Genomic DNA, 14,816 nt, shown 5'->3' with positions numbered 1-14,816 from the left:
ACGGCTAAAACAAGAGAGGCTGATCGGGGTCGTTGGTCGGGCGGGAACGATGCTTTTTCGCAGCCGGTTCTTCATGAGCCACCTCTGCATGCACAGCTGCAACTTCATCAGCAAGCGCAGGCTTCACTGGAATGTTTTGAGCATCGTCCTCTTCATTGCTGGATAATGCTTCCTGAACACTTTTTACATCTATCGCATCATTCACCCCGACCGCGGCAGGCGCTTCGTCACTTTCAACATGTAACGTTTTAGCAACGTTTCGACGTTCAGAAACTCGTTTCTTTTGACGATGCAAGGCAACTCGCTGTGCTGTGAGAGCACGCACTTTGGCACTTCCACCATTGTGCCGCTCAAGATTACGCAAACTGAGTTTCCCATCGTTATCCAACAACCACCCGCAGGCGATCATGGCGTTGGCGAAGCCTTTGCGCCCAACGAGCTTATCTAGAAACTCTTTGGTAACGCCTAAATCGTTCGCAGGAGCATGATTAACCTCAACCCAAGACCAAAGACGAACGAGTTTACCGATAACCGCATCCTCATCCATGCGGAGAGCTGTGGCTATGGCACAAATTTCCGGCTTATCTGGCGTGGCGGTTTCAACTTTGATCCATGGACGTCGCATGCACGATTTATGGCATGTCAAAGTCGAAGAGCAAGCCAAACGCTGAAAGCGTTACATTTACAGATTCATTGGAATCTGAGATGCCTCTACAGCAAGTGCCGGCGGGATCACGCGGCGGAAATCGTCGAGGGAGACAGGTTTCGTGAGAAAGGCATTCATGCCTGCTTCACGACACTCTTCTTTGACGCCGGTCAGAGCGTGGCCGGTCATGGCGATGATGGCCGGCTGGTGTTTGAGCTGGAAATTGCCACGGATCCGCCGCGTGGCCTCGATGCCGCCCATGACAGGCATTTGCAGGTCCATGAAGACAATGTCGTAGCTTCCTTGCCCGACCATCACGGTGGCCTCCTCGCCATTGTTGGCAATTTCCACCTTTGCGTAACCAAGCCGCTGCAGAAGCATGGTGGCGATTTTTTGATTCAGCGGCTGATCCTCGACCAAAAGGATGCGGGCTGGGTTCTGGCTGGCAAAGTTGTCCACCTCCGCCTTGGCAGCCTTCGCGATCGCACGATTGGTGGAGCTGGAAACTTGCGCATCATGCCCTCCGGCAGCAGCCCGGGCGGCACCCGACTCAGATGGCACAGGCTCGGCCGGCGGCGGGCTTGCCACCGCATTCATAGCCGGTGCGAAACCGGAAATCACAGGCATGGCCGGGACGGCGGGAGGTGACTGGATGGCCCCTTGAACATAGCCCATCGCAGGCTGCATGACGGGGGAGCTGGCAGGACGAAGCACGGGCATGCCCATGCCAGGTTGCAGCTGATTCACTGCCGGAGTCGTGGTCATGGGGGCAAGAATGACCCGGCGTGGCATGCGATAGAGCTCTGCCATGGTGCGCAGCAACTCACGGCGCTTGAGGGGCTTGGAAAGGCGGCTGTGCCGGCTGCCCGCCGGTGGCACGCAGCGTTCGCGGTCAAGCTTGGCGCTGGTGATGGGCATGATGGTGATGATGGCGGTGCCACGGGCGGCCGCGGCATTGAGCAGGGGGGTGGCATCCTCATGCCGCAGTCGCGAAACGTCGAGAATGAACAGTCCGGCTTCTTCGAGCGCCTGATCGAGCTCGTCGAGGGAGCGATCCCGCAGGAGGGTGACGCTCATGCCCCACTGCATGAGGGACTGGTTGAGCACCTGCTGCGTGGTGGGATGAGCGCTGTAGATGGCGACCGGCCGGTTTTTGACCACATCGAGCCAAGCGACCTCTTCCTCACGCGATTCGTCATCGGGCGCCACGACGAGCGGCAGCTCGAAGAAGAAGTCGGACCCCTTCCCTTCCTCGCTGACGACGCTGATCTCGCCGTTCATGAGCTTGACTAGCTTTTTGGAAATGGCGAGGCCGAGGCCGGTGCCGCCATATTTGCGAGTGGTGGAGGTGTCGGCCTGGTTGAATGCCTGGAAGAGCTGACCGATTTTTTCCGCAGGAATGCCGATGCCGGTGTCGCGCACGGAGAAGTGAAGCAGCGTTTTGTCGCCCTGCGGTGTCTGGCGGGAGACTTGGCGAACGAGGAGCAGTATCTCGCCTTTTTCGGTGAACTTGATGGCGTTGCCGACGAGGTTGACGAGGATCTGTTTGATGCGCTGGAAATCGCCCATGACCTTGCGCGGCAAGGCGGCGTCGATGTGAACATTGAGCTCGATGTTTTTCTCGGCGGCCTTGTGAGAGAAGACGTCGGTGGTCTCGCCGAGGAGCTTTTCGATGTCCACGGGGAGTTTTTCGATGTCCATCTTGGCGGATTCGAGCTTGGAGAAATCGAGGATGTCGTTGATGACGTGCAGCAGCGACTCGCCGGACGAACGGATCATGCGGACGAGCTCCTCCTGCTCGGGGTCGAGGCCCATCTCGATGAGCAGCGAGGTGGTGCCGATGATGCCGTTCATGGGCGTGCGGATCTCGTGACTCATGTTGGCCAGGAAGTTGCCCTTGGCCGCAGTGGCGGTCTCCGCCTGGCGCTTTGCGGCCTCGTATTCGATGAGGAGGGTATGTTTGCGATGGTCCTCCTCCTGCACATGCGAAATCATGGCGTTGAACTCCTCCTGCACCAAGTCGAGGTCGTCGAAGCCGTTTGCCGGGACGCGTGCGTTCAGGTTGCCGGAGCGCATGGCTCGGAATGCCTCTATGAGCGCATGGGTTTTCTTCGTGATTCGCCTGCCGATCATGTAGAAACTGAACACCGCCAGGACAAGGCCTGCGCAGGCACCCAGGATCGGCACCATGAGACGCTGGGTATTGATGAGATGACGCAACTGCACGAGCGGCTGACGTGCGATGAAGGCGCCGACGACGTGACCGTCGCTGCTGTAAAGCGGGGCCGCGCTGATGATCCAGTGGTCGCTGCCGTTGATTTCAAGGCTGCGGCTGTCGCTCGTGTCGTCCATCACGAGGGAGCTTCCCGCCATCACACGATAAATCAGATTCTCCATGCGTGCCGGCGCGGGTTCCTCGATCACGCACTTCTGGCAGATGGGCAGAATGGAGATGGGGGGCGATTTGGCGACAGGAGGAGCGCCTGACCCCGCTGCGGTTTGTCGTGGCGCGACGACCTCAACCTCAAGACCGAGGCTTTGCAGCGCGGGAGGAATTTCCACCGTCTGGAGGCGCATGCGCATGCGGGCCTCGTTCTCCCAGTTCAAGGGAGCCACCCCGGTCAGCTCCCCTTCGCTCAGGGCCTGGCGGTTCAACTCCATCTGCCCGGCTAGCACCACGGCCCCGAGGTAAGAGCTTTGCACAAAACGCAAAGTGATGAACTCCTGCCAGATGAAGCCGGAGGCGGTCGCCCCTGCCCCGACCAGGACGGCAAACATGCCCAGCAGGGTGAAACGATTGGCGATCTGGAAGTTGAACTTCATGACATGACTCCAGCCCCTGTGACCGAGGCAGCTCCAGCGGTTTCATTTTCCTGCATCAAGGCGCGCCGCACGGCCAGACAGAGGCTTTCGAGGTTGAAAGGCTTGTGCAGGACATCCGCAAACCCGATGGCCTGGCAAAGATCCTTCACATCCTCCTGAAAGTAGCCGCTGCAGGCGATCACAGGCAGTTGCGGGTCGCAGGAGCGCAGCCAGTCGAGCACTTCGAAACCGGAGGCACCTCCGGGCATCGTGAGATCGAGAATAGCCGCTGTGAAACGTTGTCCTTCCTCGACACCTTTGCGCACGATCTCGAGCGCCTCTTCGCCTGTGTGCACGGCCGTCGCCTCAAATCCATGCGCTTCGAGGACGGCCTTGCCTACGGCAAGGACATGCGGCTCGTCATCGACTATCAACACGCGTGCGATGGCACGCGCGGCAAACTCACGAGGCAGTAATTGAGTGGTCTGGGACATGGCGGGTGAAGGTTGGAAAAAATTCTGAGGGAAGGCTCACATGGCGGTGTAGCTGAGGCATTTGATCTCATCGAGCGAGGTGTGGCCGCCTATGACCTGCTGAAGCCCCTCTTGATAAAGTGATCGGAAACCGCCCTTGAAAGCAGCCGCGCGCATGGCGCTGAGAGGCGCGCCTTCCTCAATGAGGTCGCGCAGTTCGTTGTTCACCTCGCAAAGCTCCATGAGAGCCACACGCCCGGCATAACCTGTTCCATGGCACTCGTCGCAGCCGCGGGCGGTGTAAATGGGGGTGGTGAGAGGCTGGGTGATGACAGCCTGCTTCGCGAGCAGTTCCTGGATGTCCTGGGGCACTTGCATGGGCTTTTTGCAGTAATTGCAAAGCCTCCGCGCAAGGCGCTGCGCCTGGCTGAGCGCGAGTGAGTCCGCCAGTAGGTACTTTTCGACCCCCATCGACATCAGACGCGAGACGGCACGCAGCGAGTCGTTCGCATGCAGCGTGGTCAGCACCAAATGGCCTGTGAGTGATGCGTTCACAGCGGCCATGGCGGTTTCCGCGTCGCGTGACTCACCGATCAGAATAATGTCCGGGTCGGCACGAAGCAGGGCGCGCAACCCATTGGCGAAGTCGAGGCCGCGGGCGTTGTTGGTCTGCGTCTGGTTGATGCCCTCGATCTCGTATTCGATCGGGTCCTCGATGGTCTGGATGTTCACTCCTTCGTCATTCACACTGTTGAGCAGCGCGTACAGCGTGGTCGTTTTGCCGGAACCGGTGGGACCGGTGACGAGCACGAGGCCCTGGTCGCGCTGCATGGTGCGCGTGAGGATGTCGATCTGACGCTGGGAAAGATTGAAATCCGAGAGGCGCTTCACGCCGTCCTGCTTGTCGAGGAAGCGCATGATGACCTTTTGGAACTCACGACGCGTGGGCACGGCTGCGACACGGACATCCACACGACGGCGGCCGATGGAGAGCGCCATGCGGCCGTCCTGGCACTCGGCACGGCTCTGGTTCATGCCGGCGTAGTTTTTGATCAGCGCGACGTAGCGGTTTAACTGGCTCTCAGGAGCCGTCATGATCGTCTTCATGGTGCCGTCCATGCGCGCACGGAAGCGCGTGAAGCTGTAAAACTTCTCCAGGTGCAAGTCGGAGGCACGGCAGCGGATGGCGGTGAACAGCGCCCATTGAACGAGTTGCTCGGCCTCGTGATTGGGGTTTTGCGGATTGATCCGCGCCATGTCCTCGGGCGAAATTTCGACGACGCTGGCATCATCGGCCACGGAGAGGTTGGCGCCCTCCAGGGAGGCGACGGCGCTGGGATCAAACGTGGCGCCCGCACGGTTGATCGCATCGCGAATGCTCGCCAGATCCGCGAGTACCGGAATGATCTTGATCGACGGATGGCCCATCGAGAGCCACTCATCCTCGAAGGCATAGCAGTCACTGCTCTCGCTGAGCATGAAGACGACATGTTTGCCGATATAGAGCGGATAGACATTGTGACGCTCCAGCAGCGGGATGGGGAAAAAAGTCTGGCGCTGCGCCTCGGTGGCGCTGTAAACGAGCGTCCGGTTGCCGCTGACGAGATGCTGCAGGGCGATGCCCATGTTCCGTTGCACCACGTTGAAGTGAGTGATGCCCAGCTTTTCCGACTTGCCTTTCTGCGCCTCGTAAAATCCCTTCAGCTTCGTGACCTCGGCAGGCTCGTAAGGATACTTTTCCAGAAGCCAGTTGAACGAGCCCTCCAGCCCCAGATCCTTGAACACCGGCGGCTGCAACTCCTCCATCACATTTGACTGCGAGATGGGCATCTGGCCAAAACGCTGCACCAGGTCCTGGCGGGTGTTCTGATACTGCTCCTGGGTGATCAGAACACGGATCGTCAAAAACGGCGGCACGCCCCACAAGTCGGACGCGCGCGGATTGTGATGCGCCATGACAAGCAGCGGCCCGATGGTGGTCACAGGCAACCACGGATCCGCCACATACGGCACGCGCCCGAGTTTGCGGATCAAGCGCTCGGCCTCAGGCGAGCAGCTCTCACGCAGGAGCGTGACCGGCAGCATGCCATGCTGCAAAGCCAGTCCCTCGATGGACTGGATGGCCAGGATCGCCGTCTGTCTCGCCTCGATTGTCGTGTTTGGCGGATTACTCGCAGCACCAAAAGATTTTGGTGTTTGCGAGACCGGTATCTGGAGAGTGGCGGGCATGGTGGGAGTGCGGCTGGATCAGCGTCCGGCCATTTGAAAATTCGGCGGAAAGGCGAATGCCGTGGTGAAGTCCGTGCCTTCGAAATTCATCAGCAGCCCGGTGCCGTTCTGCCCCGGCTTCAGGAGCTCGTACATCTTGCCAGTCCAGCGCAGGCGGTATTTGTCAGCGGCGCTGGACGAGAGCGGGTTGTAGCGCGGATCGAGATAGGGAGAGCCGATCTTCGCACGGTCCGGATCGGGGTCCCGATACTGAAGCGTGCGCAGGATGACCATCTCGTCGGCCGCGGAGTTTTCCATGGCGTTGAAGAGCATCTCGTAGTTTTGCTGGGCGAAACGATGCAGCGCCTGGTTCATCATTTCCTGCCGTTCGGCCGCCAGAGTGTCCTTCGCGCCGCCCATGAACTGATTCAATGAACCCACGGCAATGCCCGCCAGCACCCCCATGATGGAAATGGTAATGACCAGCTCCGACATGGAAAAACCCCGCTCCCTGCGGGATCGCAGGAAGAAGGGATGCATCAGACGAGTTCCTCTGTGGGCGGAGGTGGTCATGCTTGATCCTTGTCAGTAGAAAATGGTTCCCGAAGGCCCGGTGAGCGCGGCCTTGGTCATGGAAGTGATGGAAGGTGCGAAAGTCACCGTGTAGCCGGATGGCATGAAGGTGGCCAAAGTCGTCTCCGAAAAGCTCAGGTAGGGGCGAAGCAGCGTGTACTTCGCCTCGGCGGAAGTGGCGGCGGACCAGTTCAAAGCGGCCTGCGTGCGGCCGTTCACCTGAATGTAGCTGGCTTGCGCGAGATTGAGCGCCTCGGCGCGGGCGATCGCCAGATTGCGCTCGCTGTCACCGCGCATGCGCGTGACCGAAGGGATCGCCATGAAGGCGATGATGCCGATGATCGACACGCAAGCCATCATCTCCACCAGCGAGAAGCCGCGGATCCAGGATGGACGTGTTGAAAGCGTGGTGTTCATGAGGCTCATTCGTTGACCAGATCCACCCGTGGAAAATCTCCGCTCTGCCAGGTCGGAAGCGTCAGATACTGCTTCGCACTGTCCAAAGCCGAGGTTTTCAGCCTCTCGGTGCCGGTCGTGTAGTCTAGAAAGTGGTCCGCTGTCGTTTGATCGAGAAATCCTGCGCGAAGATTAGGATCGGGAGAGCTGGGATTCGGCACCAGAAGATTGAAGCGGGCGGAGGTGGTGCCCAGGGCATTGTAGGCAGTGCGCACACTTTCAAGGCTGCGCACCTGCGCGGTGTTTCCGATACGCGTCTGCGCCATCACCCATGCAGTCAGGGCACTCTGCACCGCCGCCTGCTGCTGGCGGCCCATGACACGATGCGCGTCGCGGGAGGCGTTTGAGATCGCGCTAACCACGAGAGAAGACATGATGCCGATGATCGCGATTGTGAAGATCACCTCCACAAAGCTGAATCCATTTCCTCCTCTCGCTTGAAGTGTCGTTTTCATATCCAGTCGGCAGCCTTGTTTATTTGCGAAAAATCCGCCGGGGAGTCACCTCCCCGGCGGACGTGAATCGTCCGAAACTGTGGTTTATGTCACAGAGCCAGGCGACAGGTCATAACCTATATAGGATCAGGGCGTGTAGATGACCTGCTTGTTGGTCGCATCCCAGCTGAGATACGAGGCAACTTTGGATTCATCTTCGTCGTCGATCGGACCGGAGGTGAAGGTCTTGCCCTGGAAGGCACCCACGGTCGGGGAGACTCCGGCTTCAGCTTTCGCGATGATGGAAGCACCATCGGTCAGGGTTCCGAGGTCAGCGCCGGCTGCGACAGCAGCGTTGAGAACGGAAGCGACCGTCTGGGCGTTGCGCTTGGCGGCGCCTTCACGAGCGCTGTCATTCAGGTTGCCGATGTTCGGGATCGCGATCGCGGCGATGATGCCGATGATGGCGATGACGACGAGCATTTCCACGAGGCTGAAGCCAGCTTTGCGGGAGGTGTTGAGTTTGATGTTTTTCATAGTGTTGTCTGTGTTTTGGCTGTTGGTGTTACTTCGGCGAGAGCAGCTCGTTTGAGTTGTTCAGCATCGAATTGTGATATTTATAATAGCTATCAAAACATGATTCAACATAATTTTTATAATTTCTCACAATTTTCTGACAAACACCCTCCTCCCAATGCGAAAATGCACCTCGCCCGCTCTTGATGACGGTTTTCCCTGCTCTGTTTGCCGGTTTAATCTTTGTCCGCAGAAGACAGCCTCACTATAAGAAGCCATCGCCCCCCCAACCACGTCATGCGCCGCTTTTATCTCCTTGTTCTCCTGCTTTGTTCCTTTGCGCAGTCTTGGGTTCTGGCGGAATCGCAGCCGCCCATGCCGGTTTTGCCTGCGGAAATTCACGAGATTCTGCCTGAAAACGTCGAACGCCACCTCGTGGACCATACAGACACGATCATCATCGATGTGCGCACCGAGGAAGAGCGCAAAACACGCGGCTACATCCTCAACTCCCTTCACCACGACCAATTCCACGGCCAGAAAACCCTCGATGCCCTGGCCAGGCTCGACAAAAACAAGCCATGCATTGTTTACTGCGCCATCGGTGGCCGCGCCAAGCTCGTCGCTGTGGAGATGCACAAGCTCGGGTTCAAAAACATCCTGCTCCTCAAAGGCGGCTTCAACGCCTGGATCGCCAGCGGTCAGGCCGTGGCCAAATGATCCCGCTGCAGCACGATGCGTTCTCCGCAACGCATCACGCGAAACGGCTGCCCCAGCCGCTCACAAGCGTGGACGAACTCCTCCGTCGTCTCTGTGTTGAACTCAAACATCTCGTAGTGGCACGGCACCACCAGCCGCACCCCGCATGCCTTTGCCAGCGCCGCCGCCTCGGTGCCGTTCAAATTGCCTGCCACACGACGCTCCGGTTTATTGCCGTTGATGGGTAGAAAGGCGATGTCGCAGCGGTTCTCCCGCAGCACTCGGACAATATCATCATGCCAGAGCGTGTCTCCGCTGTGGTAGATCGTGAACGGCCCACACTTCACGAGAAAACCCGTGCAATGGCTGTTGCCCAGCTCGTCCCGCACCACTTCGTTGTGCTTCGCGATCACACCGCGAATCTGCCACTCACCTTCGTCGTGGAGATCACGATCCCCCGTCGCGCAAAACCTCACCTCGGCATCACGCAGCCGTTTTTTCGCCTCGGGGATGACCGGATGCGGCAGATACAGGCGGAAGCCCGGATTCGCCTCCGCCAGCGGCGCCAGTGTTGCACCGTCCAGATGATCCGTGTGCACATGGCTCGCCGTCACCCGCGTGATGCACGTCAGACTTCCAGGATCAACACAGCGTTCCGTCATCCTCACATGCGGCTTGTCCGTGCTCGCGTATTTCTTCGTCAGCGAATCCGACAGGTAGGGATCAAAGAGCATCCGCTCCCCTGCCCACTGCACCAGAAATCCGCTCTGGCCCAGCCACCACACATGCAGTGTGTGTTCATCACCGTTCGCGGCGGCGATGTCCGCCAACAAGGCCTCGTCCTTTTGCAGTGCCGCGATCATGATCAGGCTGCGAACTGGATCGCGGCGATTTTTTCCGCCATGTCATGGCTGGCGCAGAACACCAGCTCCGCCGCCGCCGCTCGTGACAACCGTGCGCGCAATGTCACCACGCGGCCCATGCTCAGGCCATCCACAAAAGCCTCCACCGGCCGGTTTTTCGGGTCCAGGCTGCGGATCTCCACCGTCGTGTCCGGTGAAAGCAGCGCGCTGCGCCAGTGCGCAGGCTCCAGCACGTTGGAGCCGACCAGCAGCCACGCGGGCGTGTCTGCCAGCAGCGGCGACGCGCCCATGCTCCGCGCATACGCCGTCGATCCCGCCGCAGTGGCCACCAGCGCTCCGTCGCTCACCAGCTTCGGGATGCGGCGCACGTTATTGACCGTCACCTCCAGCCACGCGCTCTGGCTCGTCGCACGCTCCAGCCACGCATCGTTGAAACCATGCGCCGTGCGTTTCTGCCCGCTCTCATTCTCAAACTCGAGGAACAGCATCGGCAGTTGCCGGAAGATCACATCCGCAGGCGGAAACTTGCCTGCGGTCTGCTCCTGGCTGTTCAGCAGAAAGCCCATGTGCCCCGCGTTGATGCCGAAAAAGGGCAGTCGCGCCCGCCAGTGCTCGCGGATGCTCCGCAGCATCGCGCCATCACCGCCGACCACGCTGATGAAATCCGCCTCGGCCGCCGCTACGCTTCTCCCGGCCAGCGGGGTGCTCAGTTCGCGCACCTTCGGGATCGCCGTGTCAGCCTGGAGGAAAAACTTCGCGTTCTCCAGCGTGCCACGCGCCCAGTTCCCCGGAATCGGCGCGCGATACAGGCCGTAGCGCTCGATGTAGGCCAGCGCGCGGGCATTCAGCATGCCCGCCACGCTTTGCCCACGGCTCAATCGCTCGCGGATCTCCGTGCTCGCCCCATCCACCAGCAGATCGATCTCCCGCGCATGGGGCGGCAGATTACGCGCATCAAAATCGAATCCCGGCCGCCGCAGCACCGCGAAATTTGCCCGCTGCCACAGCTCCGTGCCGTGTTCCCACGTCCGTTGGATCAGCGATTCCCCGCGTGCACCACCGGCGATCAAATCCGCGCCCACCACATGCCACACCTCGCCCTGCATCTCAAAACGCGACTGCAGCGCATGATTCCGCGTGAAGGTCTCCTGCTCGAAATCGCTCAAATCCACCGCCACCTTCGCCAGTCCGCCAAACACCAGGTCCGCCAGCGCCGCGCGATACACCGGCGGCACGCTGCCCGTCACCGGCTTGTCCGGCCGCGGGCCGCACGGGATCACCCGCACCTCGTCAAACTCCGCCGCCAGCCGCGCCGCGATGGCCGCGTGATGATTCCCCGGCGGATTGAAGCTCCCTCCAAAAATGGCGATGCGTCTCGGCATTCCGCACCGTGCCAGCGACGCAGGCGAGTGCAAGCGCAGCGATGCGCTCACACGCACGCCTTCGCCGCCGTTCACGCCCTGAGCGGCACGACTTTGCGGTCAAGATCATGCACCGCGTTGATGCGGCGCACCGTGCCGCTGCGGGCGCGCATCAGGATGGAGTGCGTCTCCACACGATGACCAAAAAGCCGGCAGCCTGGCAGCAGCGGGCTGTCGCTGATGCCTGTCGCGCAAAAGAGCGCGCTCTCGCCGACGATCAGCTCATGCACGCGGAAGACCTTGTTCAGCTCCTCGGCGGGCACCTGCGCAGCCACCTCCGCCTTGTGCGCGTCGTTGTGAAACCACATGCGCAGTTGCATGTCGCCTCCGAGGCATTTCAAGGCGGCGGCGGCCAGGATGCCCTCCGGCGAGCCGCCCATGCCGACGTAAAGATCGCACGTCGGCTCCGGCATCGAGGGCGCCACGGCGGCGGCGATGTCACCGTCCGTCACCATGCGCAGCGCCGCGCCGGTCCGGCGCACCTCCTCGATGATCTCGCCATGTCGCGGACGGTCCATCGTCACGACGACCAGATCGCGCTCGCGCTTGCCCAGCGCCTCCGCCACAAACGAGATCACCTCCTGCAGCGGCATGTCCAGGAAGCAGCGGTCCCCCCGCCCCTCCAGCGCACGCTTCACCGCAGGACCGTAGGCGATCTTGTGGCTGTAAAAGCTCGGCAGGCTCTTCATCGCGCAGGGCGCGCCGTCAGGAATCTGCGCGGCGGCGATCACCGAGACGCTGTTCGGCAGTCCCTTGGCGATGTTCGTCGTGCCGTCGATCGGATCGAGCGCGATGTTGAAGCGCGGCGATCCATCACGCCACGTGCCGAGATGCTCGCCCACGAAAATGCCCGGCGCGTTGTCCTTGATCCCCTCGCCGATCACCACCTCGCCCCGGATGTCGAGAATGTCGAACACGCCGTAGATCGCGCTGCATGCCGCGCCGTCCGCCAGCTCCTTCTCTCCCCGCCCGAGCCAGTGGATGGCCTGCAAGGCCGCGTTTTCCGTGGCGCGCACGAATTCAAACTCAAGAATGCGCTCAAGGTCATGGGTGCTGCGGAGCGGAGGGAGGCTGGTGGACATGGTCGGGGAAGTTGAATCACGAATGGCCGGATGACGAACAAAAGAATCCTCACTTCTGGCACTTCGGGCAGAAAAAAGTCGAGCGCTGGCCGAGCACGAGGCGCTTGATCTTCGCCCCGCACACGCGGCACGGCTCGCCCTCGCGGTCATACACCCGCAGCGTCTGCGCGAAGTAGCCCGGCTCGCCGCTTTCGTTGAGAAAGTCGCGCAAGGTCGTGCCGCCCATCTCGATGGAGGCCGCCAGCACCTCGCGGATCGCTTGTACCAGCTTTTCCAGGCGCGGTCGAGTCACCTTCCCCGCCGGCTTGCGCGGGTCGATGCCTGCCATGAAGAGCGCCTCGCTAGCATAGATGTTTCCCACGCCCACCACCACATGCGCGTCCATGATGACGAGCTTGATCGCCGCCGTCTTCCCCCGGCAGGCCGCGTGCAGGTGCGCGGTGGTGAATGCATCGCCCAAAGGCTCCGGGCCGAGATTCTTCAGCAGCGCATGCTCCAGCGGATCACCCTCCACCCACAGCGCAGCGCCGAAGCGGCGCGGATCGTGCAGTCGCAGTTGCTTCCCGTTTTCCAGCGTAATGGCCAGATGATCATGCTTCTTGAACGGCACCTCCGGCGTCAGCACCCGCAGATTGCCCGACATGCCCAGATGAATGATCAGCGTCCCCTTCGTCGTGCCCAGCAGGAGGTACTTCGCCCGCCGCCGCGCCGAGTCGATCCGGCAGCCCTCCATCTCATGGATCGTGTCCGGCACCGGCCAGCGCAGCCGTTTGTCCCGCACGATCACCTCACGCACGCGCCTGCCGAGCACATGCGGCGAGACGCCGCGCAGCGTGGTTTCGACCTCGGGAAGCTCTGGCATGGCGCGGATATGAAACAGGACGCCGCGCATGCAACTCCAAATGCCTGGATGGCTCTTCCCGCCTCTGGAGTGGCGACGACTCGTCGCCAGCCAAACCCTCAGGGCCGACGGCTCGTCGGCACTCCGCACCCGCCCGAAGGTCACGAGACTTTCGATTGGGAGCGCCTGTTGCGCCTCGGATTTAGACCGCTGATAAGACGCTGATGGAACGCTGATGAATCCATCAAGGATGAGCGTCTTATCAGCGTCATGTCAGCGGTGAGGGAATGAACGAGTCACGTTCAGACCTCGTCAGGCGTGCCCCCCCCAAACGTGATCCAGCCTGCTCCCGGAGATTTCCCGCGGATTCAGGGAGGCCCGCCGATTTTTCCAGAAGCCCACCTGCCGGCCTCCTTGAATCGGCGGGACCTTTTCCAGGGCTGGGGATCGCCTGTTTCTTGTAGTGCTCGGAATTCCGTCCGAAAAATCCGGGCAGCACCCATCAATAGAGTTCAGGTGAACGACTTGAGACCTCTTGCTGACTTCTAAGCCGCCGCATTGACCTGCCCCTTTTTGCCTTTGTTTTCTTTGGCGGACCGGGCGTTGAGTTTCTGCCTTTCCTTCTGACTGATCGCAAGCCTCAGCAGCTCATTCCCCAACTTCTCGGCGATCCCGACGTTCAGGTTCATCGCAACCTTGAAGCTCGGCTTTCCGATGTCCTGTTCTGTCGCCACATTCCGCCGCAATTGCAGCCAGATGTGATGATCATCACTGTAAACATGCACTGCATCGGTGGAGTTCACGGCGAAGGTGGTTGATCGCATGCCTTGGGGAGTTGCCATGGGGAATTCAGTTTGAGCGTTTCAAAGCCGGAGATGTCTTCGCCATCTGTGAGAGCGGCTGGCGCTTGGATTTCACTTGGTTGAGATGGGCCGCCACCGCCTGCTTGTCATGCGACATGGATGCTTCCCGCAGCTTTCTCACCGCCTCACCGACCCAGCCTGGATCGAAAACGATGTCATGGTAAGACCGGATATGATCCAACATCCTGCTCTGAAACGCGCCAGGGACCGGCCCGGTCTTGAACTTGGAAACCGGATTGATGAAAACCAGATTATGGCATCTCTCCCGTCCTACCGCCAGGAGCTTCATAATGGCCTGCACATGCCCCTCATTCTGGCGTAGCGGATTCTGCACCTTCTTCTTCCCCCCTCCCGGATAGCTCAGTGTCCATTCCCGGTCATCTTCGCGGCCGAAGATCCAGCAGTCCCAGTTCTTCGTCTCTAGAACAAAGATGCCATGGACCGATACAACCACATGATCCACTTGAGTCTGGCCACTCGCGCCGTCGGGGATCAGCAGGTCATTCAGCACGTGATATTCTTGCGGATTCAAATTCTTGAGCAACGCGCGGTTCACCGCCCATTCGCCGAGGTTTCCCTTCAACTTCGGCAAGAATCGTCTTTTTAACCAAGTCCCGAGCAGTGAGAGCACACCCAGGATGATCAACCAAGGCAGGAACGCCCAAAGCTGGGCCGAAACCAGTTCCAGTGGATTGAAGGCAGCTCTACTCAGCATCAACATGAGGAAATCTCTCCACCGCTTTCCTCTCTGTCACGCACGAATCCTTCCATTGTTTGCGATGCGGATTTCAGAAACACGGCAGGAATGAAATGCTAGGGCGTGTTTTAAAATTGTACAGATAGAGCAACTGGTGTAGCGAGAAGAATGGAATTACATCCAAGCTATCAGTTGGCGGTGCCCAAGCTGGCCCGTGTTATAAGAGCCATAGATTCCTAAAT

Annotated in this window: 15 protein-coding genes; 1 reads left to right on the top strand and 14 read right to left on the bottom strand. The window is 60.1% G+C overall.

Going from position 1 to position 14,816, the window contains the following annotated elements; genetic code table 11:
• Positions 1-4 precede the first annotated feature (4 nt).
• The 8 genes from ACILSE_RS19925 to ACILSE_RS19890 form a co-directional block, all read right to left on the bottom strand.
• Complete coding sequence (locus tag ACILSE_RS19925) at positions 5-625, bottom strand: hypothetical protein (RefSeq protein ID WP_395719191.1); 621 nt, start codon at positions 623-625, stop codon at positions 5-7.
• Positions 626-682: 57 nt separating this feature from the next.
• Entirely contained in the window at positions 683-3,469 is a 2,787-nt protein-coding gene (locus ACILSE_RS19920) for an ATP-binding protein (RefSeq protein ID WP_395719190.1), read from the bottom strand.
• A complete protein-coding gene (locus ACILSE_RS19915; RefSeq protein WP_395719189.1) occupies positions 3,466-3,942 on the bottom strand; it encodes a response regulator in 477 nt (158 codons plus the stop codon). The genes ACILSE_RS19920 and ACILSE_RS19915 overlap by 4 nt, the downstream gene beginning before the upstream one ends.
• 36 nt (positions 3,943-3,978) lie before the next feature.
• Complete coding sequence (locus ACILSE_RS19910; RefSeq protein WP_395719188.1) at positions 3,979-6,150, bottom strand: GspE/PulE family protein; 2,172 nt, start codon at positions 6,148-6,150, stop codon at positions 3,979-3,981.
• A gap of 18 nt (positions 6,151-6,168) precedes the next feature.
• Positions 6,169-6,669 (bottom strand): type II secretion system protein, encoded by a 501-nt coding sequence (locus tag ACILSE_RS19905; RefSeq protein ID WP_395719223.1) that lies wholly within the window; start codon positions 6,667-6,669, stop codon positions 6,169-6,171.
• A gap of 45 nt (positions 6,670-6,714) precedes the next feature.
• Entirely contained in the window at positions 6,715-7,119 is a 405-nt protein-coding gene (locus tag ACILSE_RS19900; protein WP_395719187.1) for a type II secretion system protein, read from the bottom strand.
• 5 nt (positions 7,120-7,124) lie between these two features.
• The gene (locus ACILSE_RS19895; protein ID WP_395719186.1) at positions 7,125-7,613 is read right to left on the bottom strand and encodes a type II secretion system protein; all 489 of its coding nucleotides are present in this window, start codon (positions 7,611-7,613) and stop codon (positions 7,125-7,127) included.
• Between the two features lie 126 nt (positions 7,614-7,739).
• Positions 7,740-8,129, bottom strand: a complete 390-nt coding sequence (locus tag ACILSE_RS19890) for a prepilin-type N-terminal cleavage/methylation domain-containing protein (RefSeq protein ID WP_395719185.1) — start codon at positions 8,127-8,129, stop codon at positions 7,740-7,742.
• A 276-nt stretch (positions 8,130-8,405) separates the two neighbouring features.
• Between ACILSE_RS19890 and ACILSE_RS19885 the strand changes: the two genes are divergently transcribed.
• A complete protein-coding gene (locus ACILSE_RS19885) occupies positions 8,406-8,828 on the top strand; it encodes a rhodanese-like domain-containing protein (protein WP_395719184.1) in 423 nt (140 codons plus the stop codon).
• Here the strand turns inward: ACILSE_RS19885 and ACILSE_RS19880 are convergent.
• From ACILSE_RS19880 to ACILSE_RS19855, 6 genes are all read right to left on the bottom strand, one after another.
• Positions 8,810-9,670, bottom strand: a complete 861-nt coding sequence (locus ACILSE_RS19880) for an MBL fold metallo-hydrolase (protein WP_395719183.1) — start codon at positions 9,668-9,670, stop codon at positions 8,810-8,812. The two genes, ACILSE_RS19885 and ACILSE_RS19880, sit on opposite strands and share 19 nt — an antisense overlap.
• A gap of 2 nt (positions 9,671-9,672) precedes the next feature.
• Positions 9,673-11,052, bottom strand: a complete 1,380-nt coding sequence (locus tag ACILSE_RS19875) for an NAD(+)/NADH kinase (RefSeq protein ID WP_395719182.1) — start codon at positions 11,050-11,052, stop codon at positions 9,673-9,675.
• 71 nt (positions 11,053-11,123) lie between these two features.
• Positions 11,124-12,173, bottom strand: a complete 1,050-nt coding sequence (locus tag ACILSE_RS19870) for a fructose-bisphosphatase class II family protein (protein WP_395719181.1) — start codon at positions 12,171-12,173, stop codon at positions 11,124-11,126.
• Between the two features lie 49 nt (positions 12,174-12,222).
• A complete protein-coding gene (mutM, locus tag ACILSE_RS19865) occupies positions 12,223-13,035 on the bottom strand; it encodes a bifunctional DNA-formamidopyrimidine glycosylase/DNA-(apurinic or apyrimidinic site) lyase (RefSeq protein WP_395719180.1) in 813 nt (270 codons plus the stop codon).
• Between the two features lie 524 nt (positions 13,036-13,559).
• Positions 13,560-13,817, bottom strand: a complete 258-nt coding sequence (locus tag ACILSE_RS19860; protein WP_395719179.1) for a hypothetical protein — start codon at positions 13,815-13,817, stop codon at positions 13,560-13,562.
• Positions 13,818-13,863: 46 nt separating this feature from the next.
• On the bottom strand, positions 13,864-14,598 hold the full coding sequence (locus ACILSE_RS19855) for a nuclease-related domain-containing protein (protein ID WP_395719178.1): 735 nt from the start codon (positions 14,596-14,598) through the stop codon (positions 13,864-13,866).
• Positions 14,599-14,816 lie beyond the last annotated feature (218 nt).

The organism is Prosthecobacter sp. (genome assembly GCF_044236155.1).
Taxonomy (GTDB): domain Bacteria; phylum Verrucomicrobiota; class Verrucomicrobiia; order Verrucomicrobiales; family Verrucomicrobiaceae; genus Prosthecobacter.
The sequence above is the reverse complement of the archived record's forward strand: the minus strand, read 5'-3'. Positions and strand labels throughout refer to the sequence as shown.